We start from the raw sequence: 19,566 nt of genomic DNA, 5'->3' as shown, positions 1-19,566 counted from the left end.
AGTTCATCGATGCGTCCCGCGTGTCCCGAGTCACGCCAGCCCACCCCTGCATCACCGCATCGCCACCCTCCCTTCGCAATCTCTTCGCGGTGCCGTTGCGATGCTCGCTGGCGGGCGCCGACGCGGGCCCGTGCGCCGGTGCCGTGACGGCGGCACCGCTACCCCAGGTCGCACCGTCCACGTCCGCTGCACCCCGCGCGCGCGGCAACGTAGCGGTCCCCAGGCAGGAGAGACTGATGCAGCACGACCCCCATTCTTCCCAGGCCGCATCCGGCACAAGCGGGATACCGTGCGATGCCGAACTCAGCGCCGACGAGGCCGCGCTCGCACGCCGGCTCGGCATCAGCGGCCTGTCGCGGCGCGAATTCATCGCCCTGTTGTCGGCCGCCGGCCTCAGCGGTGCAGACGGCCAGATCGCCTTCAGCGAGGCCGCCTTCGCCGCACCGACGAACGTGACGCCGCCGCAGGACGCGCTGCCGGTCGTGCTGCAGATCAACGGCCAGCGCCATGCGCTGAAGCTTGAGCCGCGCACCACGCTGCTCGATGCGCTGCGCGAGCATCTGGCATTGACCGGCACCAAGAAAGGCTGCGACCACGGCCAGTGCGGCGCTTGCACGGTGATCGTCAATGGCGAGCGGCGGCTGTCCTGCCTGACCCTGGCCGCGCAGGCCGATGACGCGCAGATCACCACCATCGAAGGCCTGGCCGACGGCGAGCGGCTGCACCCGATGCAGGCCGCGTTCGTGGAGCACGATGGCTTCCAGTGCGGCTACTGCACGCCCGGGCAGATCTGCTCGGCGGTCGCGTTGCTCGAGGAGATCAAGCGCGGCGACGCCAGCCATGTCAGCGCCGACGTCAGCCAACCGGTCACCGAACTTAGCGACGCCGAAGTGCGCGAACGCATGAGCGGCAACCTCTGCCGCTGCGGCGCCTATCCGAAGATCGTCGCCGCGATCCAGGACGTGCACAGCGGCGGCGCGATGCGCCCTTTGACCTGGCGCTACGTCGACCAGTCCGAACTGACCGCGCTGAAGCTGGCGAAGGAGGTGACCGATGACGCCGTTTAATTACCAGCGCGCCAGTTCCCCGGAAGATGCGGTGCGCCGCGTCGCCGCCAATCCAAACGCGCGTTTCCTCGGCGGCGGCACCAACCTGCTCGACCTGATGAAGGAAGGGGTGACCGGCGCCGACGAGATCGTCGATCTGACCCGGCTCAAGGGCCTGGCCGAGATCGCCGAAACCGCCGACGGCGGCCTGCGCCTGGGCGCGCTGGCCAACAATACCCATACCGCCAACCATCCGCTGGTGCGCCAGCGCTATCCGCTGCTGAGCCAGGCGATCCTGGCCGGGGCGACGATGCAGTTGCGCAACATGGCGACCAACGGCGGCAACCTGCTGCAGCGCACCCGTTGCGGCTATTTCTACGACACCGCCTTGCCCTGCAACAAGCGCAGCCCCGGCAGCGGCTGCGGCGCGCGCGAGGGGCTCAACCGCACCCACGCGATCTTCGGGCACAGCGAACAGTGCGTGGCGGTGCATCCGTCGGACATGTGCGTGGCACTGGCCGCGCTGGACGCCACGGTGCAGGTGCGCACGCCGGCCGGCGTGCGCCGCGAGATTGCCTTCGCCGCATTCCACCTGCTTCCCGACGCGCGCGCCGACCTGGACAACCAGTTGGCGCATGGCGAACTGATCGAGTCGATCATGCTGCCGGCGCAGCGCTTCGCCGCGCACAGCCACTATCTGAAGATACGCGACCGCGCCAGCTACGCGTTCGCGCTGATTTCGGTAGCCGCAGCGCTGGCGCTGGAGCCGGACGGACGCATCCGCGAGGCGCGCATCGCGATGGGCGGGGTGGCGCACAAGCCGTGGCGCGCGCACGCCGCCGAACGGGCACTGCTCGGGCAGCGCGTCGGCGAAGCCGCTTTCGCCGCCGCCGCGCAGGCGGAGATGACCGCCGCGCGCCCGCTGGCGCACAACGCCTACAAGGTGCCGATGGGCACGCACGCGATGATCCGCGCCCTGCACCGCGCCAGCGGCGGCGACGCCGCGTGAGCAGCGAACCGGAGAACCCGCAATGAACTACATCGGCAAGGAAATGCGCCGCGTCGACGGCTACGCCAAGGTCACCGGCCAGGCGCGCTATGCCGCGGAATTCCAGATCCCGCATCTGCTCCACGGCTATATCCTCACCAGCACCATCGCCAAGGGCCGCATCGTACGCATCGACACCCGCGCCGCCGAAACCGCGCCCGGAGTGATCAAGGTGCTGACCCACCTGAACTCGGTCAAGCCGGTGTCCGACGCAGTCAAGAAGAAGGGCCAGGACCTGTCGTTCCGCGCCCTGCTCGACGACCGCATCCATTTCAGCGCGCAGCCGATCGCGGTAGTGGTCGCCAGCACGTTCGAGCAGGCGCGGCATGCGTCGCGGCTGATCCTGGTGGACTACGCGGCCGAGACCGCGCATACCGATTTCGACGCGCTGCTCGGCCAGGCCCACGATCCAACTCCAGACGACTCGCCGCAGCCACGCGGAAACCCGGCCGCGGCGTTCGCTGCCGCAAAGGTCAAGGTGGAAGCCGCGTACACGATGCCGATCGAGCACCACAACCCGATGGAACCGCATGGCGGCATCGGCTACTGGATCGGCGACACCCTGACCGTGATCAACAAGAGCCAGAACGTGCACCAAGACCGCGAGCAGCTGGCCGGCTACTTCGGCATTCCACTGCAGCAGGTCAACGTGGTGTCGCTGTTCGTCGGCGGCGCGTTCGGCTCGTGCCTGCGCCCGAACTACTACACCTTTCTGCTCGGCACGGTGTCCAAGGCGGTCGGCCGCCCCGTCAAGATCGTCTACACGCGCCGGCAGATGTTCAGCGGCCACGGCTACCGTCCCTATTATCGGGTGGAGCTGGGCCTGGGCGCCGACGCCGCCGGCAAGCTGCAGGCGATCCGCTATCGGCACGTGCTCAATACCTCGCGCATCGAGGCGTTCAACGAGAACGACTTCCGCAACGCGCGCTCGCTGTACGCCTGCGCCAACGTCGAGGACCGCTTCGAGGTGGTGGAAACCGACCTGCCGACACCACAGGCGATGCGCGCGCCCGGCACCATCAGCCAGATGTTCGGCATCGAATGCGCGATGGACGAACTGGCCTACGCGCTGCAGATGGATCCGCTGCAATTGCGCCTGGCCAACTATGCCGAGACCGACCCGGAGACCGGCAAACCATTCTCGAGCAAGGCGCTGCGCGAGTGCTACCGGCTCGGCGCGCAGACCTTCGGCTGGCACAAGCGCACGCCCGAGCCGCGCTCGATGCGCGATGGCCGCCTGCTGGTCGGCTGGGGCATGGCCACTGGCACCTGGGCGGCGATGCAGATGCCGGCGCTGGCGCGGGTGCTGCTCAAGGCCGACGACAGCGCCACGGTCGGCAGCGCTACCGCCGACATCGGCCCTGGCACCTACACGGTGATGACCCTGATCGCCGCCGAATACCTGGGCCTGGACGCCAAGCGCGTGCAGTTCGAACTCGGCGACACGCGCCTGCCCAAGGCACCGTCGCAGGGCGGCTCGTGGACCACGGCCAGCGTCGGCAGCGCGATCCACGGCGCGGCGCGCGCGATCCGCGGCAAGCTGCTGGAACTGGCCAGGCAGGACGGAAAAGCCGCGTTCAGGGGGCTGGACGTGGATGCGGTGGAACTTGTCGATGGCCAGCTGCGCCCGACCGGCAAGCCCGAGGCCGGCCTGGACGTAGCCGAGCTGATGCGCCAGCACGGCCTGCAGGAACTGGAAGTGGTGCACGAGTCCAAGCCCTCGGCCGAGCGCAAGAACTACGCCACCGCCGCGCACGGCGCGCAGTTCATCGAGGTCAAGGTCGATCCGGACACCGGCATGGTGCAGGTGACCCGGGTCATCGAGGCCACCGCCTGCGGCAAGATCATCAATCCGCTGGCCTCTCACAGCCAGGAGATCGGCGGCGTGGTGATGGGCATCGGCATGGCGCTCAGCGAAGGCACCGAGGTCGATCATCGCTACGGGCGCATGCTCAACGCCTCGCTGGCCGACTACCACGTGCCGGTCAACGCCGACGTGCACCTGATCGAGACCATGTTCGTCGAAGAAGACGACACCATCGTCAACCCGCTCGGGGTCAAGGGCATGGGCGAGCTGGGCATGGTCGGCATTCCCGCGGCGATCGCCAACGCCGTGTTCCATGCCACCGGCAAGCGCATCCGAGAACTGCCGATCACCCCGGACAAGCTGATCGGCTGAGCAAGGTGGAAACTGCAATCGCGGCGCCGCGCATGGCGCGTGTACGGACAGACCATCGCATGATCCAGAAGGCCACGCGCACCTGTAGGAGCAACTATCGATCCAGCGTAATGTAGCGCCTACGGATCCAACCAGCCGCGTTGCACCGCGGCTTGCACATCCTGCGGCGTATCCATATCCAGCGCCAGCACCGGGGCGACGATGCAGCCGAGGCTGTCCAGCGCCATCGCATCGAACAACCCGCGCAGGCCCTGGTCGCCGCACAGGGGCAATTCGCGCCAGCACGCCTGCGCCACCACCGCCGGCATGCCGCGCACGCCAGCGTAGGCGCTGACCGCGCAGCCGGAGGCGGCGCGACGCGACGCGGCCAGCAGATCCTGCAAGTGCGCAGCCTCCAGCGCCGGCTGATCGCAGCCGAGCACCAGGCTGTGGGTGATTGCCCCATCCCCCTGCAGCGCCGCGCGCAGGCAGGCCAGACTGCCGCCCATGCCGGTCGACCAATCGCGATTGATCACGATCTCCACCGGCAGGTCGTCCAGCGCCGAACGCAGCGCCTCGGCCTGCGCACCCAACACGACCACGCAGCGGGCCGGCGACGAGGCCAGCGCCAGCCGCGCGGCGCGACGCAACAACGGCTCGCCGTCGCGGGTCAGCGCCTGTTTGGCATAGCCGAGGCGGTGGCTGGCGCCGGCGGCGAGCACCAGGGCGGCATGCACGTGGCTCACTGCGCCGCGCCGCATGCGCCGCTGTCGGCGCGCAACGGCATGCGCGCAGCCACTGCGGCATCGCCGCCATGCAGGCGGGTCACGCTGCATGGGCTCGGGTTTGGCGCGGTATCCGCGTGGGACTGCACGGCACGGGTAGCCTGCAATTGCGCGGCGATGCTCAGCGCGATCGCCTCCGCGCCGCTACCGCCGAGCCGCAGCCCGATCGGCGCATGCAGACGCGGCAGCAGTTGCGCGTGCTGCTGCGGGCGCAGCAGGCGGAACAGGTCCTCGCGCCGGCGCGTCGGACCCAGCAGGCCCAGGAACGGGATCGCGCTCGCCGCCAGCGCATCCAGCGCCTCGCGATCCAGCTCGAAGTGATGGTGCATCACCAGCGCCGCATCGCTGTCGGCGCAGTCGGCCAGTGCGCGGCTCGGCGTGCAGGCCAGGGCCTGGTCGGCCTGGCCAGCCAGCGCCGCCCAGCGCGGACGCTGTTCCACCAGCGTGGTCATCCAGCCCAACTGCCGCAGCAGCGGCAGCAGCACGGCGGTTTCCGGGCCAGCGCCAAACACGCTGACGCGCGGCGGCGGTGGCACCTGCACCGCGCCGCCGCGCGCCGCAGCGCCGTGCCAGGGCTGGCACGGCAGGCGCCACTGCAGCGCCTCGCCAGCCACCGCCACAGCGAGGCGCCCGTCGGCCTGCAGCGCCAGGGCAAGGCCGCCGCGTCGCTGCAGCCAGGCCTGCGCCAGGCGCTCGAAACCGGGCATGGCGCGCAACGGCAACAAGGCCAGGTGTAGGCGACCGCGGCAACCTACCGCCGAACCGGACAGCAGGTCCTCATCGTCGCGCGTGTCGATGTCCATCCACGCCAGCGCGTCGGCCGCGGCCGCCGCCGCCGCGCAACGCGCGATCTCCGGCTCCAGGCAACCGCCGCTGAGCCAGCCCTGCTGCGCGCCATCGGCGCCGAACAGCGCGACCGCGCCGGCAGGGGCATAGGTGGAGCCTTGCGTGCCCATCACCACCGCCAGCACCGCAGGCGCGCGCTGCCGGCAGGCATCGATGGCATCGTGGAAACAGTGTCTGGCAGCGGACATGCGGCGGCACAGGCTGGGGGGGGGAACCTCAGCCTAAGCAGCGGCCTGTGGTGACGAGGTGACTTGGCGGCGACGAAAGCGCAACGGCGCGACCGTGCATGCAGGCGACGCGGCGCGGCGGGGCGCGGCAAACCAGCAGGATCATGCAATCGGCCTTGCGCCGCGCCACGCCGCGCATCGTCTGTATCGCTGCTTCGACACGGGAACTGCGATGCACGCTCACACGACACACACCGACATCGCCGATCCTATGCGGTGGCGCCTGCTGCTCGGCGCCGCCGGGTTGGGCGCCCCGCCCCTGGCAGGCATTGCCGCACCGGGCCGAACCGGCCTTTCCTCCACGCCTGCGGCACGCCCGCACGCCACTCAGGACACAGCCATGCCAAGCATCACCACGCAAGACGGAACCGAAATTTTCTACAAGGACTGGGGCAGCGGCCACCCCATCGTGTTCCATCACGGCTGGCCGCTCAGCGCCGACGACTGGGACGCGCAGATGCTGTTCTTCGTCGCCCAGGGCTACCGCGTCATCGCCCACGACCGCCGCGGCCATGGCCGCTCCACGCAAACCGCGACCGGCAACGACATGGACACCTACGCCGCCGACGTGGCCGCGCTGGCCAAGCATCTGGACCTGAAAAACGCCATCCACGTCGGCCATTCCACCGGCGGCGGCGAAGTGGCGCGCTATGTCGCCAAGCACGGCGCCGGCCGCGTGGCCAAGGCCGTGCTGATCGGCGCGGTGCCGCCGATCATGGTCAAAACCGAGCACAATCCCGGCGGCCTGCCGATGGACGTGTTCGACGGCTTCCGCACGCAGCTGGCCGCCAACCGCGCGCAGTTCTACAAAGAGGTGCCGGTGCCGTTCTACGGTTACAACCGCGATGGCGCCAAGGTCTCGCAGGGCGCCATGGACAACTGGTGGCGGCAAGGCATGATGGGCGGCGCCAAGGCCCACTACGACTGCATCGAGGCGTTCTCGGAAACCGACTTCAGCGACGACCTGAAGCGGATCGACGTGCCGGTGCTGATCCTGCACGGCGACGACGACCAGATCGTGCCGATCGCCGACTCGGCGCTGCTGTCGGCCAAGCTGATCAAGCACGCCACGCTGAAGGTCTACAAGGGCTACCCGCACGGTATGTGCACCACCCACCCGGAACAGATCAACCAGGATCTGCTGGCCTTCTTCAAGGCCTGATCGGCCCGCAGGCGCAGGCACGCAGCATGTCGCCGGCTAACGTGCGCATGGCAGCGAGCGGGGTTCGCCACAGACGCGATCCCGCAATGCCGCCGTGCACCCTGTCCCTGGCACGGCACGGGCCGCCTGGGCACGTGTGTGCAGCAACAGGCGGACCACAGGGCGGTTGCGCCGACCCGACCGCGACCGCATGCGGTCGCTCGCCAGCTCGCGTCGCGCCGCTCACTCTCCCCTGTACTGACTGTCCGATACCGGCTCCAGCCAGGTCACCAGCGAACCGTCCACCGCTTCGGTAATGGCGATATGGGTCATCGCCACCTGCGCGCTGGCACCATGCCAGTGCTTGACCCCCGGCGGAATCCACACCACGTCGCCGGGGTGGATCTCCTGCACCGGCTTGCCCCATTCCTGCACGCGGCCGACGCCGGCGGTGACGATCAGGGTCTGGCTCAGCGGATGGGTATGCCAGACGGTGCGCGCGCCGGGTTCGAAACTGACCGAGGCGCCGCCGACGCGGGCCGGCGCTGCGCCCTGGAACAGCGCATCGATGTGCACCGCGCCGGTGAAATACGCTTCAGGGCCAATCGCCGAGGTGGCCGTGCCGACACGGGTGAGGCTGATCATCTTGGCGTCTTCATCGGTCGCCGCATCGGTCAGCGTCGACAGCGGCATGGCGTGGGCAAACAGGTTCATCGGGATTTCCTTTGCATGGGGAAGCTGTCGCAACTGTAGTCGCGTCGCGCCAGCGACACTAGCGCACGCCAGGCGCATGCCGCTACAAACGCCGCTAAAAACCCGCCGTCCGCGTTGAAGGAAGTGATCGCTGCATTTTTTCCCCGAATGAATTCGTAGACAATCTGCGTGCAGCCGGTCCGCACACCGGTGAAAATCCCGCGGATTGGCGCGGTAATCGGCACACTCCCGGCACGCCGCGACCCAGTTCATGCTTTGCTGCAGCGGCAGCCGCTGCCGCTACGATTGCAGCGCAAGCGGCTCACGCTATACGGTGCGGCCAGGATGTAATCGTGCATGCTGGACGCGCTGTGCCGAAGGCGCTTGGCGCAGCGTAGCGGCGGCATCTGCACCGAAAAATTTTCACGCGATCGCAGCTACGCGATCGGCCTCCCTCACCCCATGGATTCTGCAGATGATGCTTTCCCGCAACAGGCACGCCGCAGTGCTGCTCTCGACACTCGCGCTCGGCGTTTGCAACGCCGCCGCCGCGCCGGCGAATCCAGCCGATGCCGAAGACCCGCTGTTCCGTTACCAGTGGTACCTCTCCAACCAGGGCCAGGCCGTCATCGGCGACACGCTGCCGACGCCCGGCGTCGACCTGGACGTGGAGATCCTGCATACGCTCGGCATCCGCGGTGCCGGCGTCGAGGTCGCCGTGGTCGACAGCGGCCTGGAGATCGGCCACGAGGACCTGGCCGCCAACATGGTGCCCAACGGATCGTACAACTTCCTCGACGGCTCGCACGATCCCAAGCCGATCAATGCCGACGACGACCACGGGACCGCCGTGGCTGGCATCATCGCCGCCGTCGGCTGGAACGGCAAAGGCGGCCGCGGCGTGGCGCCGGAAGCGGCACTGGCAGGCTTCAACCTCAGCAATGCGGATGCGGCACACGGGGCCAACGACCAGCGTTACGCATGGGGCGGCGGCGCCGAGGCCAAACGCGCCGACGTGTTCAACAACAGTTGGGGCATGTTGTCGAACTTCTACCCCAGCTTTTCCGTCGAGGACCAGTATTCGTGGGAGAAGCTGATGCGCAGCATGCGCAACGGCAAAGGCGGCATCTACGTCAAGGCCGCCGGCAACGCGTTCTCCGATTTCCTGGTCCCCGATGCGCAGGGCCAACCGGTGGACCAGTGCCCGGACAACGCGCGGCGCTACAACGTCGGCTGCAGTCTGGCCAATGTGGATCCGATGGACGACCTGATCACCAGCATCGCGGTCAGCGCCGTCAACGCGCGGGGCGTGCGCAGTTCGTATTCCTCGCCCGGCTCGGCGGTATGGGTCGCCGGTCTTGGCGGCGAGTATGGCTACCAGAAGCGCTACGATTCGAATCCGCAAAAATCGAAGCTGGCACGTGCCGACTTCGACACGAATCCCAGGTTCGATCCCGCGATCGTGAGCACCGACTTGAGCGGCTGTGCGGCAGGCATGAACCGCGATCGCAGCGGCACGATGCACAACGCGCTGGACACCAGCAAATCGCCGATCGACGCCTCGTGCAACTACACCGCAAGCATGAACGGCACCTCTGCCGCCACACCCACCGTCGCCGGCGTGGCGGCGCTGATGCTGAGCGTCAACCCGCAGCTGACCTGGCGCGATGTGAAGTACATCCTGGCCACCACGGCGCAGCAGATCGATCCCGGACAGCCCAAGGCGGTCTACAACGGGAGCGTGATCGACCCGGGCTGGATCACCAATGCCGCCGGCCATGCCTTCAGCAACTGGTACGGCTTCGGCCTGGTGGACGCCGCCGCCGCGGTCCATGCCTCGGCCCATTTCGTCTCGCTGCCGCCGATGCAGGACACCGGCTACAAGGCCTACCACGGGCCGGCGAGCAAGATCGGCGGCGTCGCCGCGCCGGCCACGCTCAGCATCGACATCAAACAGACATTCAAGGTCGAAGCCGTGCAGCTGTACTTCGGCGGCACGCACAAGGATCCCAGCGCGCTGCGTGTAGTCCTGATTTCCCCGCACGGCACCCGCAGCTATGTGATGACGCCGTTCTCCGCACTGAACAAGGCGGCCGAAGACGGCGTCTCTGTCCCGCTCACCGCCAGCAACGCATTCCTGGACGAAGACTCGGCCGGGCGATGGACGCTGGAGGTGACCGACATGCTCGCCGACACCGGCAATGAAAAGCTCCAGAACTTCGAACTCCGCATGGTGGGACACTGACATGAACACGACCGCGCTCGTACTTCTCGCCCTGCTCGCCATCAGCGCCGCGGCGCCGGCATCGGCGCAATACGCCGACGCCAAGGCCCTGCACCAGGCGGCCACCGGCGCGCGCTTCCAGGGGGGCCGCGCCAGCTTCCGCCTGCTGCCAGACGCCGTGGTGCGATCGACCTCGGCCATGGCGCAAGAAGCCAGCGTGCAGCGCGCCGAGTCCACCGCGCGCGCTGGCGATGACGTCATCGCCGCGCGCATCGGGCCGTATGCCGTGGTGTTGAACGGCAGCGGACGCACCGCGAGCGCGAGCGACGCAGGCACGGCCAGGATCAGCGGCATGCGGGTGGCGATCAACGAACGCAGCGGCCAGCCGGTGCTGCTCACCGGCAGGCTCAAGCTGTTCGGCACCACGCCGGACGTCGCGCAGGCACTGGCCCGCCGCAGCGCCGGCAGCGTCGTCTACGCCTCCGACATCGACGGCAGCGCCATGCTCGACTATGGCTCGGCCGATGCCGCGCTGCGCGCATGGCAGCAGCTGCGGGCCGCGCCCGGCACGCGCGAGGTCGCGATGGACATGATCCAGGGCGTCAACCAGACGCTGTGACGCGACGCGCATGCCGGCGGGCGCCATCGGCGGCACTTGGACGGCCACGGCGTCACGGCAGCGCGGCCTGGCGCTGCCATGTCGGCAAGATGACCATGCAGGCGGCGCGCAACAGCGACAGCGCCGCCTCACGGCACATTCGCCGCGTCCGCTACCGCGCCATGCCGCAGCACAGCATTGCCATAATCGTATGGCAGCTGCGCTGCAAAGCATTGGTCGCGCGCCGCCGGCGCGGCTATTCTCGGCCTTGCGCCGGCACCGCCGCAACGCGCACAGACACGCCGTTGCGCATGCAACGACAAATCCGCAACAGCACACAGGACACACCCTCGATGGCAGGAACGATGGAGCCGGCGGCTCCGCTCTCACCCTCCGCGCCGCGCGCCGGCAAGGCGCCCTCCTACCGCGCCGCGCTGTCGCTGCTGGCCTCGCTGTTCTTCATGTGGGGCTTCATCACCGTCATCAACAACACCTTGCTGCCGCATCTGCGCAGCGTGTTCGAGCTGAGCTACACCCAGGCCACGCTGATCGAGTCGATCTGGTTCATCGCCTACTTCTTCGCTTCGCTGCCGTCGGCCAAGCTGATCGAACGGATCGGCTACCAGCGTGCGCTGGTGATCGGACTGGGCATCATGGCGCTCGGCGCCCTGGGCATGATCGCGGCCGCGCGCCTGGTCTCGTACGGCATCACCCTCGGCTCGCTGTTCGTGATCGCCAGCGGCATCACCTTGCTGCAGGTCGCGGCCAATCCCTACGTCGCGGTGATCGGCAGCGCGGACACCGCCTCGGCGCGGCTCAATCTGGTGCAGGCGTTCAACTCGGTCGGCACCACGCTGGCACCGCTGTTCGGCGGTTACCTGATCCTGGGCCGCTCGGCCTCGGGCACCGCCAAGGGCGACGCCGTGCTGACCCAGGCCGAACGCCTGGCAGACGCGCAGTCGGTGCAGCTGCCCTACCTGATCGTCGCCGTGGTCCTGGTGCTGCTGGCCGTGGTCATCGCCCGCTTCAAGCTGCCCGCGCTGGGCCAGGCGACCCGGCGCGCCAGCGGCCAGGAACGCGCCAGCCAGTCGTTGTGGCGGCATCGCAACCTGGTGCTGGGCATCCCGGCCATCTTCATTTACCTGATCGCCGAGATCGGCGTGTCCAATCTGTTCATCAACTTCGTCTCGCAGCCGCAGATCGGCAACCTCACCCACGAACAGGCCTCGCACTACCTGTTCCTGCTGTGGGGCGGAATGATGGTGGGCCGCTTCGCCGGCAGCGCGCTGATGCGCCGCATCGCGCCGGAGACCGTGCTCGCGTTGTTCTCGGTCGGCGCGTTCGTGGTGGTGCTGCTGACGGTGCTCACCACCGGCCACGTCGCGATGTGGTCGCTGATCGCGGTGGGCCTGTTCCACTCGATCATGTTCCCGACCATCTTCACCCTCGGCATCAAGGGCCTGGGCCCGCTCACCGAGGAAGGCTCCGGCCTGCTGATCATGGCCATCGCCGGCGGCGCTTTGGTGGTGATGCAGGGCTGGCTGGCCGACCATGTCGGCCTGCAGCGCGCCTTCCTGCTCACCGCCGCGTGCGAGCTGTATGTGCTGTTTTATGCGCTGTGGGGCGCCAAGACGCCGCCTGCCTCCACGGCCTAGCCGCACGCAGGCCAGCCGCACGCAGACGATCGTGCGGCGCTGTTGTGGCGCTGTGCCATTCGGCGCCGGCAGGCTTGGCAGCCGGCGCATGCGGCCTTGCGAAAGCGACGTATCCTAGCCCGCGCAGCGCGCACACAGGCCATGCACTTCCAGGGTCTGCGCCTGCGGCTGGAAGCCTAGCGCCTTGGCGCGCTGTTCCAGTTGTGCGACCACGTCGCGGTCCTCCAGTTCGACCGCGCTGTGGCAGCGGTCGCAAATCAGGAACGGCACCGAGTGCTGAGCGCTGCTGGGGTGGTGGCAGGCGACGAAGGCGTTGACCGACTCGAGCTTGTGCACGAAGCCGTTGGCCATCAGGAAATCCAGCGCGCGGTACACGGTGGGCGGCGCATCGGCGCCCACGCTCTTGCCCTCGCGCACCCATTCCAGCAGATCGTAGGCCTTCACCGGCCGCCCCGCCTCGGCGATCAGGCGCAGCACGTTGGCGCGGATCGGGGTCAGACGCAGCCCGCGTTCGCGGCTCACCCGCTCCACCACCTTGACGAAGTCGTCGGCGTCGTGGACGTGGTGGTGCGGCTCGGTGCAGGCGGTCTTCTTGCTGGACATGGGCTTCTCCGGGGAATCAGCTTCCCGCTGGGATCTTGATGAGCGCGGCATCGATGCGTTTCAAGGCCTGCTCGCGGCCGGCCAGGTACACCGTGTGCGAGATATCCGGGCTAACCTGGGTGCCGGTGATGGCCACGCGCAGCGGCTGCGCCACCTTGCCCATGCCGATCTCCAGCGCCGCGGCCGCCTCGTGCAGCGCGGCGGACACGCCGTCCACGCTCCACTGCCCCAGCGCGGCCAGCAGCTCGCGCGCCTTGCCCAGCGCCAGTTCGGCGCCCGGCTTCAGGTGCTTGGCCACCGCGGCCTCGTCATAGCTTTCCAGCGGCCGGTACCAGACCACCGCCTTCTCGGCCATTTCCTTCAGTGTCTGCACGCGCTCGCGCAGCGCCACCACCACGTCGGCGGCGGCCGGGCCGGCGGCGGGGTCGATGCCGAGCTTGCCGAGCTGGTACTCCAGCTGCGGCGCGATCGTGGCCGGGTCGTCGGTCTTCAGATAGTGCTGGTTGACCCAGCCGAGCTTGGCCATGTCCAGCCGCGCGGCCTTGGAGTTGACGTCCTTGACGTCGAACAGGTCGATCAGCTCCTGGCGGCCGAACAGTTCCTGGTCGCCGTGCGACCAGCCCAGCCGCGCCAGGTAGTTGATCAGCGCGTGCGGCAGGTAGCCGGCGTCCTTGTACTGCATCACGTCGGCCGCACCGGTGCGCTTGGACAGCTTGGCGCCCTGCTCGTCCAGGATCATCGGCATGTGCGCGAACTTCGGCACCGGCGCGCCCAGCGCTTCGTAGATGTTGATCTGGCGCGGGGTGTTGTTGATGTGGTCGTCGCCGCGGATGACTTCGGTGATGTCCATGTCCCAGTCGTCCACCACCACCGCGAAGTTGTAGGTGGGGTAGCCGTCGGGGCGGAAGATCACCATGTCGTCGAGTTCGCTGTTGGCGATCTCGATGCGGCCCTTGATCAGGTCGTCGAACACCACGCTGCCGCCGACCGGGTTCTTGAAGCGGATCACCCGGTTCGGGTCGTCGCGGTACGCCAGGTTCTGCTCGCGTGCGGCGCCGTTGTAGCGCGGCTTTTCCTGCTTGGCCATGGCCGCCTCGCGCATTGCGTCCAGTTCCTCGCGGGTCTCGTAGGCGTAGTAGGCCTTGCCGGCGGCGAGCAGCTGTTCGGCCACGTCCTGGTAGCGGGCGATGCGCTGGGTCTGGTAGACCGGGCCTTCGTCGTAGTCCAGGCCGAGCCAGTCCATCGCTTCCAGGATAGCGTCGATCGCCGCCTGGGTGCTGCGCTCGCGATCGGTGTCCTCGATACGCAGCACGAACTCGCCGCCGCGGTGGCGCGCCTCCAGCCAACAGTACAGCGCGGTGCGCGCGCCGCCGATGTGCAGGTAACCGGTGGGACTGGGGGCAAAACGGGTGCGGCAGGCCATGGAACGCTCGGAGCAAACGGGAATCGGGCAATTTTACCCCGCCGTGCCTTGTGGTGCCCGAAGGCAGCCGGCGCCGTGCCTGGGCTTTTCCATTGTAGGAGCGGCTTTAGCCGCGACAGGCACTACCAGCAACGCCCGTCGCCGCTGAAGCCGCTCCTACAAAAGACTCTGAACCTTGGCGATTCACCCAGGGCCTGTCACCGCGATTGGGACAGGTGCTAGCGCAACAGGTCGCCGTGGACGATGCATTCGCCGTCGCTGCGCGCCGGGCCGGGCGCGTCGTACAGCACCAGCCAGCTTGGCACGCCGCCGGACAACGCCGGCGGCAGGTTGCACAGCGCTTCGGCGCGATCGCTGTCCTCGCCATGCGGCAGCACCAGCGATTTGACCAGCTCGCGCTGGAACCGCACCGGTTTGCAATTGGCGGCCAGCAGCGCGCGCGCGCCGGGCCAGCGGAACAGGCGGATCTCGCCGTTCAGCACCATGGTCGGGCCGGCCAGCAGGTACAGGTCCTCGCCGTGGAAATGCAGGTCGCGCACGCCCAGCCCGCCCAGTTGCAGGAAATGCTTGCGCAGCAAGGTGCCTTCTGCGTCCAGCGGCACCAGCCGCAGATGGTCGTGGTGCGCTTGGACCGCGATCTCCAGCAGCCCCGCCCAGCCGCGCAACACCGGGCCGCGCAGTCCCAGCAGCAGGCGCTGGCCGTCCACCGCCATGCCTTCGATATCGAAGCCGTTGTCCTTGCCGGGAATCTTCAGATAGGCGCCGAAATGCGGATCGTCTTCGAGCAGTGCGGTGAGCTGGTTGTGCCTGGCGTCGCCCTTCAGCCGCAGCGCACGGCGGCCGTCGGCCGCTTCGCGGACCAACTGCGGCGCGCCGTCGGCATCGCGCTCGATCGGCAGGCAGGCGAGCAGGCGGCGGTTGGCGTCGAGCTTGAGCTTGGCCAGGCGCTTGCCGTTGGCGGCATCGTCGCGATCGGGCTTGGCGTTCTTGCGCGTCATGCCGTGCGAGCCGACCACCCACAGGTAGCCGGGCGACAGCGCCATGCCTTCCAGGTCGGCCTCTTCGTCGTGGTCGCCGGGCAGGTCGAGCAATTCGTCGAGGGCGAAGCTGCGGCCTGCGCCGAAGCGCAGCGCCTCGCCGCCGACTGGCGCCAGCGCGTGCAGGCGATCGACCGCGCAGGCTTCGTCACCGGCCACCCACAGCCAGTCGTCGGTGAAGGCGGCGCCGGAGAGGTTGGCGTGGACCAGCGCACCAGGCGCGAATTCCAGGCGCACAGCGTGCGGCAGCAGGGTCTTGGGCATCAAAGCGATACACCGGGAGCAGATCGAAGACGCAGCAAAGCGCATCGCGCGTTCGGATCGCGTGTGCTGCAGCTGCGGGGGCGGTGCGCCGCAGCCCTAATCGAAGCCGGCAAGCTCCGCGCGCACGATGGCCGGTGCCAGCTGGCCGCGCCAGTCGCGGTCGTTGGCGACCTGGGCGCGGGCGCGGCTGGCCTCGAACGCGGCGAAGTCCAGCTCGGCGAGCGCCCAGACCTGCTCGCCCCGGGTCTGCGCGACGATGCCGTCGGCCGGGAAGCCGGCGTCCATCGGCGCGTAGATCGCCGCCTCGCCGGTGTTCACGTCCAGCGCCGGACTCCATTCGGCCAGCCCGGCGGTGACCGAGTGCGCGACGAAGATGCGGTTCTCCAGCGCACGTGCCAGGCAGCCGATGCGCACGCGGGTGGCGCCAGCCTCGGTGTCGGTGCAGCTGGGCACCACCAGCAGCCGCGCGCCGGCCTCGTACTGGGCGCGGACCGGCAGCGGGAATTCGCTGTCGTAGCAGACCGCCACGCCGGCGCGCACGCCCTCGCCCGCGGCGAACACCTTCAGCGCGTCGCCGCCGTCGATCAGGCCCGTGGCCTTCTCCAAGCCGGTCAGCTGCAGCTTGTCCTGCCAGCCGTGGCGGCCGTCGGGCGCGAACCAGTAAGCGCGGTTGCGATAGCGCCCTTCCCCGCTGGCCAGCAGGAAGCTGCCGGCGAGCAGATGCAGGCGATGCCGCTGCGCCAGCTGCGCGAACAGCGCCAGGTATTGCGGGTGCAGCGCCTGAATCGCGGCGAGCGAGGCCGGCAGGTCCTCGGCCACGGCCGCGGCGAAGGTCGCGGCCAGTTCCAGCGACAGGTATTCGGGCAGCACCGCCAGCTGCGCGCCGGCCTGCGCGGCCTGACCGATCAAGGCCGCCTGCTTGTCGGCGAAGGCGGCGAAATCGACCGGCGCGCCGATCGGGTATTTGGCGACGGCGATTTTCATGCGGCAGGCTCCAGTGGGCGGGTCCAGAAACGCAGGGTGTGCAGGATCTCGCCGCGGTCGATTTCGTCCCACGCAAGCTGCATGCGCAGCGACGGCTGGCGCACGTAGCCGCGCTTGTGCCAGAACGCGTCGTTGCTGCGGTCGCCGGGTGGACGGCGCGGATCGTCGGGATCGCGGTCCACCGCGCAGAACGCGGTCAGGCGGAAGCGGCCGAGCGCGTGCGCATGCGCATGCGCTTCGCGATGATCGAAGAAGGCATGGCCGACGCCGCAGCCGCGATACGCAGGCAACAGCACCGATTCGCCGAAATAGAACACGTCCGCTACCGCGAAGGCACTGCCGGCGAAGGCCGCGCCGAAGGCGTCGGCGGCGTCGCCCAGCGGCAGCCCGGTGGAGGCGCCGACCACGCGCTCGCCGTCGCGCACCAGCACGAACACGCTGTCCGGCGAGGCGGCATAGGCGGACAGATACTCGCGCTCGTAATCCAGGTCGCCGGCGTACAGATACGGCCAGTCGCGGAACACGGCGATGCGCAGCCGTGCGACATCGTCCAGGAACGGGGCGATCTGCGCGCCGCGCAGGCGCTGGATGGGGAGCGGAGCGTCCATCGGTGAACTCTACCGCAGGCGTTTGCGTGGCGCTGCCGGCTTGGCGATGCCCTGGTCGGTGCGGCGTCTTGCAGCCAGCCTCGCGATGTGTGCCGACATGGCGGAGTCCTGGTCGCGCATCGAGGTCCTCGCTGCCGGAGGCCAGTCGTCCCTGCGCGCCGGTGGCCAGCGACGACAGCGCCCAGTTGGCCTGGACGCCCTGTTCGGTGATGCGCAGCTCGTTGGGCAGGAAGCGCCCGCCGAACAGCGGATGCGGCCACGGCGAGCTCAGCGCGATCTGGTTGTCGTCGCCGACCGGCACGATCGACAGGCCTTGCGTGCCATCGAGCACGAACTCCATTTCCACACTGTGCAGATCGGTGAGCTTGCCCTGGCGCGCATCGGCCAGCGCCGGCAGCAGCGCGTGCACGCCCTTGCTGTGGCCGGCCAGCGCCAGCGACCCCGGCTGCAGCGCCAGCGCCATGCCGTCGGTGCGCAGATTGGGCGTACCGACCAGTCCGCGCACGTCCTGGATGCCGACCAGCAGAGACGGCTGGCCATAGCGGCGACCCTGGACCGCGGCGTAGTCGAGGTCGTCGAACTGCGCCTTGAGCTGCGCATGCCAGCGATACACCTGCACCTTGACCAGAACGATGCTGCGCTGCGACGGCTTCAGCTCGCCGCTGATCGCCAGGCGCCGCGGCGTCTGCAGGTCGTAGCCGGATTCGGTTTCGCGCTTGACGCTGCGCTTGCCCTCGGCATCGACCACCGCGACATCGCGCACCTGGGTCCACGGCACCACCCGCAACGGACCGAGCAGGCGCTGCTCGCCGGCCTTGCTCTGCGACACCCGCTGCACCAATTCGTCGCGGTAGCGCTGGCGGTCCTGCATGGTGCCGCGGATCATCAGCAGCGGGATCAGCAGCAACAGGATCAATCCGCCGATGGTGGCGAATCGCAGGACCAGCTTCAGGGATGTCATCGGCGTTCCTCGGTGATGGAGGACGCCAGGGTGCCGCCGCTGCGTGTGCGGGATTTGAGGCGAAGTTGAAGCAAGTGTGAAGTCGGAGCGTGAGCGCGACAAAGCGGGAATCTGTGATGAACGCCCGCACCCGGCTTCGGTTGCGCCTTCATGACTTCGCGCACCGCCCTCGTCTGCAAGCGCCCACCAATGAATGATGGTGTTGCGTTCCGATCCGATTCAGGTAATGGCCGGACCGCATGCACCTGCCTTTCCGGACTGGTTCCGATCGCTTGCCTAGCGCAACCGATCGCCGCCTGCCTGATTGCTGCGGTACGGCCCACGAAACGCGTGACCCCTTTCAATCCACCCACAGGAAACCTCCATGGCTCTGCATCGCCCAATCACTTCCAGCCTTTTCGGCCTGCTCGCGCTGTCGGCATTTACGCTCGCGCATGCGCAATCGCATGGCATGGGCCTGAAGCCTTCCGCCACGGTACAGAAGGTGCTGCCGTTGTTCGCCACCGATGAGCAACGTGCGGAGCCGCTGCCGCAACGCGTTTCCCTGAAACGGTGGGCGATCGAACCAGGCGACCAGAAACAGGTTGGCGCCTGCGCATCGTGGGCGACCGCGCATACGCTGGCTGGCTGGTATGCGAATTTCACGGGACGCACTGTCACCAAGTTCGCCCCGATGTACCTGTACGAGCAGGTCAACGGCGGAGGCGACAACGGTTCCACCCTGGAAGCGCCGCTGGACGTCGCCCTGGCCCAGGGCATCGATACGGAGCGCCATTACTTCCAGGGCAACTACGATTACCTGACCCCGCCGACCAAAGAGGAGCATGCAAACGCCGCCAAGTACAAGCAGCCTTACCAGTATCAGGTGATCTTCGAGGACTGGAGCGACAAGGGCGGTGGCCGGCCGCTGATCCAGCAGATCAAGGCGGCGCTCGCCAATTCCACACCGGTCGCCATCGGCTTCTTCCCGCGCCAGGGCTTCGACTCCCTCACCCCCAGCAACGCAGTGGATTACGACGACAGCAGCCCGATCCTCGGAGGTCACGAGGTCATCGCCCTCGGTTACGACGAAGAAGGCCTGCTGATCGAGAACAGCTGGGGCAAGGGCTGGGGCGACAAGGGCTTCGCCAAGCTCTCCTGGTCGGTGGTAGCCAAGGACGTGAAGGTGGCGGCGGTCGCCTACTAGCCGCTGAGCTGCGGCGAGCGCGCCTTGCCGCAGCGACCTCGGACAGGCACAGCGCAGTGCCGGCACGCCGGCACTGCGC

16 protein-coding genes and 1 pseudogene are annotated in these 19,566 nt (G+C 68.5%); 8 read left to right on the top strand and 9 right to left on the bottom strand.

Annotated features, from left to right (window positions below; genetic code table 11):
* The first annotated feature begins 236 nt into the window (after window positions 1-236).
* From ISN38_RS17135 to ISN38_RS17125, 3 genes are read left to right on the top strand one after another with little or no spacing between them, the layout of a single operon-like run.
* Window positions 237-1,067, top strand: coding sequence for a 2Fe-2S iron-sulfur cluster-binding protein (locus ISN38_RS17135; RefSeq protein WP_003468085.1), 831 nt, complete (start codon window positions 237-239; stop codon window positions 1,065-1,067).
* Window positions 1,054-2,055, top strand: a complete 1,002-nt coding sequence (locus ISN38_RS17130) for an FAD binding domain-containing protein (RefSeq protein WP_003468086.1) — start codon at window positions 1,054-1,056, stop codon at window positions 2,053-2,055. The genes ISN38_RS17135 and ISN38_RS17130 overlap by 14 nt, the downstream gene beginning before the upstream one ends.
* A 22-nt stretch (window positions 2,056-2,077) precedes the next feature.
* Window positions 2,078-4,273, top strand: coding sequence for a xanthine dehydrogenase family protein molybdopterin-binding subunit (locus ISN38_RS17125; RefSeq protein WP_003478360.1), 2,196 nt, complete (start codon window positions 2,078-2,080; stop codon window positions 4,271-4,273).
* 119 nt (window positions 4,274-4,392) lie between these two features.
* Here ISN38_RS17125 and ISN38_RS17120 read toward each other — a convergent pair whose 3' ends face one another.
* On the bottom strand, window positions 4,393-4,998 hold the full coding sequence (locus tag ISN38_RS17120; RefSeq protein WP_038232972.1) for a nucleotidyltransferase family protein: 606 nt from the start codon (window positions 4,996-4,998) through the stop codon (window positions 4,393-4,395).
* Window positions 4,995-6,071 carry an XdhC family protein gene (locus tag ISN38_RS17115; RefSeq protein ID WP_080964787.1) on the bottom strand — a complete coding sequence of 359 codons (1,077 nt, stop codon included), beginning with the start codon at window positions 6,069-6,071 and terminating at the stop codon, window positions 4,995-4,997. The genes ISN38_RS17120 and ISN38_RS17115 overlap by 4 nt, the downstream gene beginning before the upstream one ends.
* Before the next feature lie 379 nt (window positions 6,072-6,450).
* On the opposite strand from ISN38_RS17115, the gene ISN38_RS17110 reads away from it, so the two are divergent.
* Window positions 6,451-7,272: an alpha/beta fold hydrolase gene (locus ISN38_RS17110; protein ID WP_003472942.1), complete on the top strand. Its 822-nt coding sequence runs from the start codon at window positions 6,451-6,453 to the stop codon at window positions 7,270-7,272.
* A gap of 222 nt (window positions 7,273-7,494) precedes the next feature.
* On the opposite strand, the gene ISN38_RS17105 is transcribed toward ISN38_RS17110, so the two are convergent.
* Entirely contained in the window at window positions 7,495-7,965 is a 471-nt protein-coding gene (locus tag ISN38_RS17105; protein ID WP_058358873.1) for a (R)-mandelonitrile lyase, read from the bottom strand.
* A gap of 454 nt (window positions 7,966-8,419) precedes the next feature.
* Between ISN38_RS17105 and ISN38_RS17100 the strand changes: the two genes are divergently transcribed.
* The 3 genes from ISN38_RS17100 (at window position 8,420) to ISN38_RS17090 (ending at window position 12,421) form a co-directional block, all read left to right on the top strand.
* Window positions 8,420-10,189 (top strand): S8 family serine peptidase, encoded by a 1,770-nt coding sequence (locus ISN38_RS17100; protein ID WP_108084823.1) that lies wholly within the window; start codon window positions 8,420-8,422, stop codon window positions 10,187-10,189.
* A gap of 1 nt (window position 10,190) precedes the next feature.
* On the top strand, window positions 10,191-10,787 hold the full coding sequence (locus ISN38_RS17095; RefSeq protein WP_058363243.1) for a hypothetical protein: 597 nt from the start codon (window positions 10,191-10,193) through the stop codon (window positions 10,785-10,787).
* A 332-nt stretch (window positions 10,788-11,119) separates the two neighbouring features.
* Window positions 11,120-12,421 carry a sugar MFS transporter gene (locus ISN38_RS17090; RefSeq protein ID WP_058358875.1) on the top strand — a complete coding sequence of 434 codons (1,302 nt, stop codon included), beginning with the start codon at window positions 11,120-11,122 and terminating at the stop codon, window positions 12,419-12,421.
* Window positions 12,422-12,535: 114 nt separating this feature from the next.
* Here the strand turns inward: ISN38_RS17090 and ISN38_RS17085 are convergent, their stop codons facing one another.
* The 6 genes and pseudogenes from ISN38_RS17085 to ISN38_RS17060 form a co-directional block, all read right to left on the bottom strand.
* The gene (locus ISN38_RS17085) at window positions 12,536-13,024 is read right to left on the bottom strand and encodes a transcriptional repressor (protein ID WP_003472952.1); all 489 of its coding nucleotides are present in this window, start codon (window positions 13,022-13,024) and stop codon (window positions 12,536-12,538) included.
* A gap of 16 nt (window positions 13,025-13,040) precedes the next feature.
* Window positions 13,041-14,447, bottom strand: coding sequence for a glutamate--tRNA ligase (gene gltX, locus ISN38_RS17080; RefSeq protein WP_003478346.1), 1,407 nt, complete (start codon window positions 14,445-14,447; stop codon window positions 13,041-13,043).
* 218 nt (window positions 14,448-14,665) lie between these two features.
* Window positions 14,666-15,748 (bottom strand): DUF3616 domain-containing protein, encoded by a 1,083-nt coding sequence (locus ISN38_RS17075; RefSeq protein ID WP_003472956.1) that lies wholly within the window; start codon window positions 15,746-15,748, stop codon window positions 14,666-14,668.
* A gap of 96 nt (window positions 15,749-15,844) precedes the next feature.
* Window positions 15,845-16,732, bottom strand: a complete 888-nt coding sequence (locus ISN38_RS17070) for a carbon-nitrogen hydrolase family protein (RefSeq protein ID WP_003472957.1) — start codon at window positions 16,730-16,732, stop codon at window positions 15,845-15,847.
* Complete coding sequence (locus ISN38_RS17065) at window positions 16,729-17,340, bottom strand: GNAT family N-acetyltransferase (protein WP_003472959.1); 612 nt, start codon at window positions 17,338-17,340, stop codon at window positions 16,729-16,731. Before ISN38_RS17065 ends, ISN38_RS17070 begins: the two co-directional genes overlap by 4 nt.
* 199 nt (window positions 17,341-17,539) lie before the next feature.
* Window positions 17,540-18,226: pseudogene (locus ISN38_RS17060) on the bottom strand (inner membrane CreD family protein); the annotation flags it as partial.
* 439 nt (window positions 18,227-18,665) lie between these two features.
* Between ISN38_RS17060 and ISN38_RS17055 the strand changes: the two are divergent.
* Window positions 18,666-19,487 (top strand): C1 family peptidase, encoded by an 822-nt coding sequence (locus ISN38_RS17055; RefSeq protein WP_003472962.1) that lies wholly within the window; start codon window positions 18,666-18,668, stop codon window positions 19,485-19,487.
* The last annotated feature ends 79 nt before the right edge of the window (window positions 19,488-19,566 follow it).

It is taken from the genome of Xanthomonas translucens pv. undulosa (genome assembly GCF_017301775.1).
In the GTDB taxonomy this organism is placed as follows: domain Bacteria; phylum Pseudomonadota; class Gammaproteobacteria; order Xanthomonadales; family Xanthomonadaceae; genus Xanthomonas_A; species Xanthomonas_A translucens.
The sequence above is the reverse complement of the archived record's forward strand: the minus strand, read 5'-3'. Positions and strand labels throughout refer to the sequence as shown.

What these genes read in the sequence shown, in the direction of transcription:
- ISN38_RS17135 (WP_003468085.1), top strand. Translation starts at nt 237, where the DNA reads ATGCAGCACGACCCCCATTCTTCCCAGGCCGCATCCGGCACAAGCGGG.
- ISN38_RS17130 (WP_003468086.1), top strand. Translation starts at nt 1,054, where the DNA reads ATGACGCCGTTTAATTACCAGCGCGCCAGTTCCCCGGAAGATGCGGTG.
- ISN38_RS17125 (WP_003478360.1), top strand. Translation starts at nt 2,078, where the DNA reads ATGAACTACATCGGCAAGGAAATGCGCCGCGTCGACGGCTACGCCAAG.
- ISN38_RS17115 (WP_080964787.1), bottom strand. Translation starts at nt 6,071, where the DNA reads ATGTCCGCTGCCAGACACTGTTTCCACGATGCCATCGATGCCTGCCGG.
- ISN38_RS17110 (WP_003472942.1), top strand. Translation starts at nt 6,451, where the DNA reads ATGCCAAGCATCACCACGCAAGACGGAACCGAAATTTTCTACAAGGAC.
- ISN38_RS17105 (WP_058358873.1), bottom strand. Translation starts at nt 7,965, where the DNA reads ATGAACCTGTTTGCCCACGCCATGCCGCTGTCGACGCTGACCGATGCG.
- ISN38_RS17100 (WP_108084823.1), top strand. Translation starts at nt 8,420, where the DNA reads ATGATGCTTTCCCGCAACAGGCACGCCGCAGTGCTGCTCTCGACACTC.
- ISN38_RS17095 (WP_058363243.1), top strand. Translation starts at nt 10,191, where the DNA reads ATGAACACGACCGCGCTCGTACTTCTCGCCCTGCTCGCCATCAGCGCC.
- ISN38_RS17090 (WP_058358875.1), top strand. Translation starts at nt 11,120, where the DNA reads ATGGCAGGAACGATGGAGCCGGCGGCTCCGCTCTCACCCTCCGCGCCG.
- ISN38_RS17085 (WP_003472952.1), bottom strand. Translation starts at nt 13,024, where the DNA reads ATGTCCAGCAAGAAGACCGCCTGCACCGAGCCGCACCACCACGTCCAC.
- gltX (WP_003478346.1), bottom strand. Translation starts at nt 14,447, where the DNA reads ATGGCCTGCCGCACCCGTTTTGCCCCCAGTCCCACCGGTTACCTGCAC.
- ISN38_RS17075 (WP_003472956.1), bottom strand. Translation starts at nt 15,748, where the DNA reads ATGCCCAAGACCCTGCTGCCGCACGCTGTGCGCCTGGAATTCGCGCCT.
- ISN38_RS17070 (WP_003472957.1), bottom strand. Translation starts at nt 16,732, where the DNA reads ATGAAAATCGCCGTCGCCAAATACCCGATCGGCGCGCCGGTCGATTTC.
- ISN38_RS17065 (WP_003472959.1), bottom strand. Translation starts at nt 17,340, where the DNA reads ATGGACGCTCCGCTCCCCATCCAGCGCCTGCGCGGCGCGCAGATCGCC.
- ISN38_RS17055 (WP_003472962.1), top strand. Translation starts at nt 18,666, where the DNA reads ATGGCTCTGCATCGCCCAATCACTTCCAGCCTTTTCGGCCTGCTCGCG.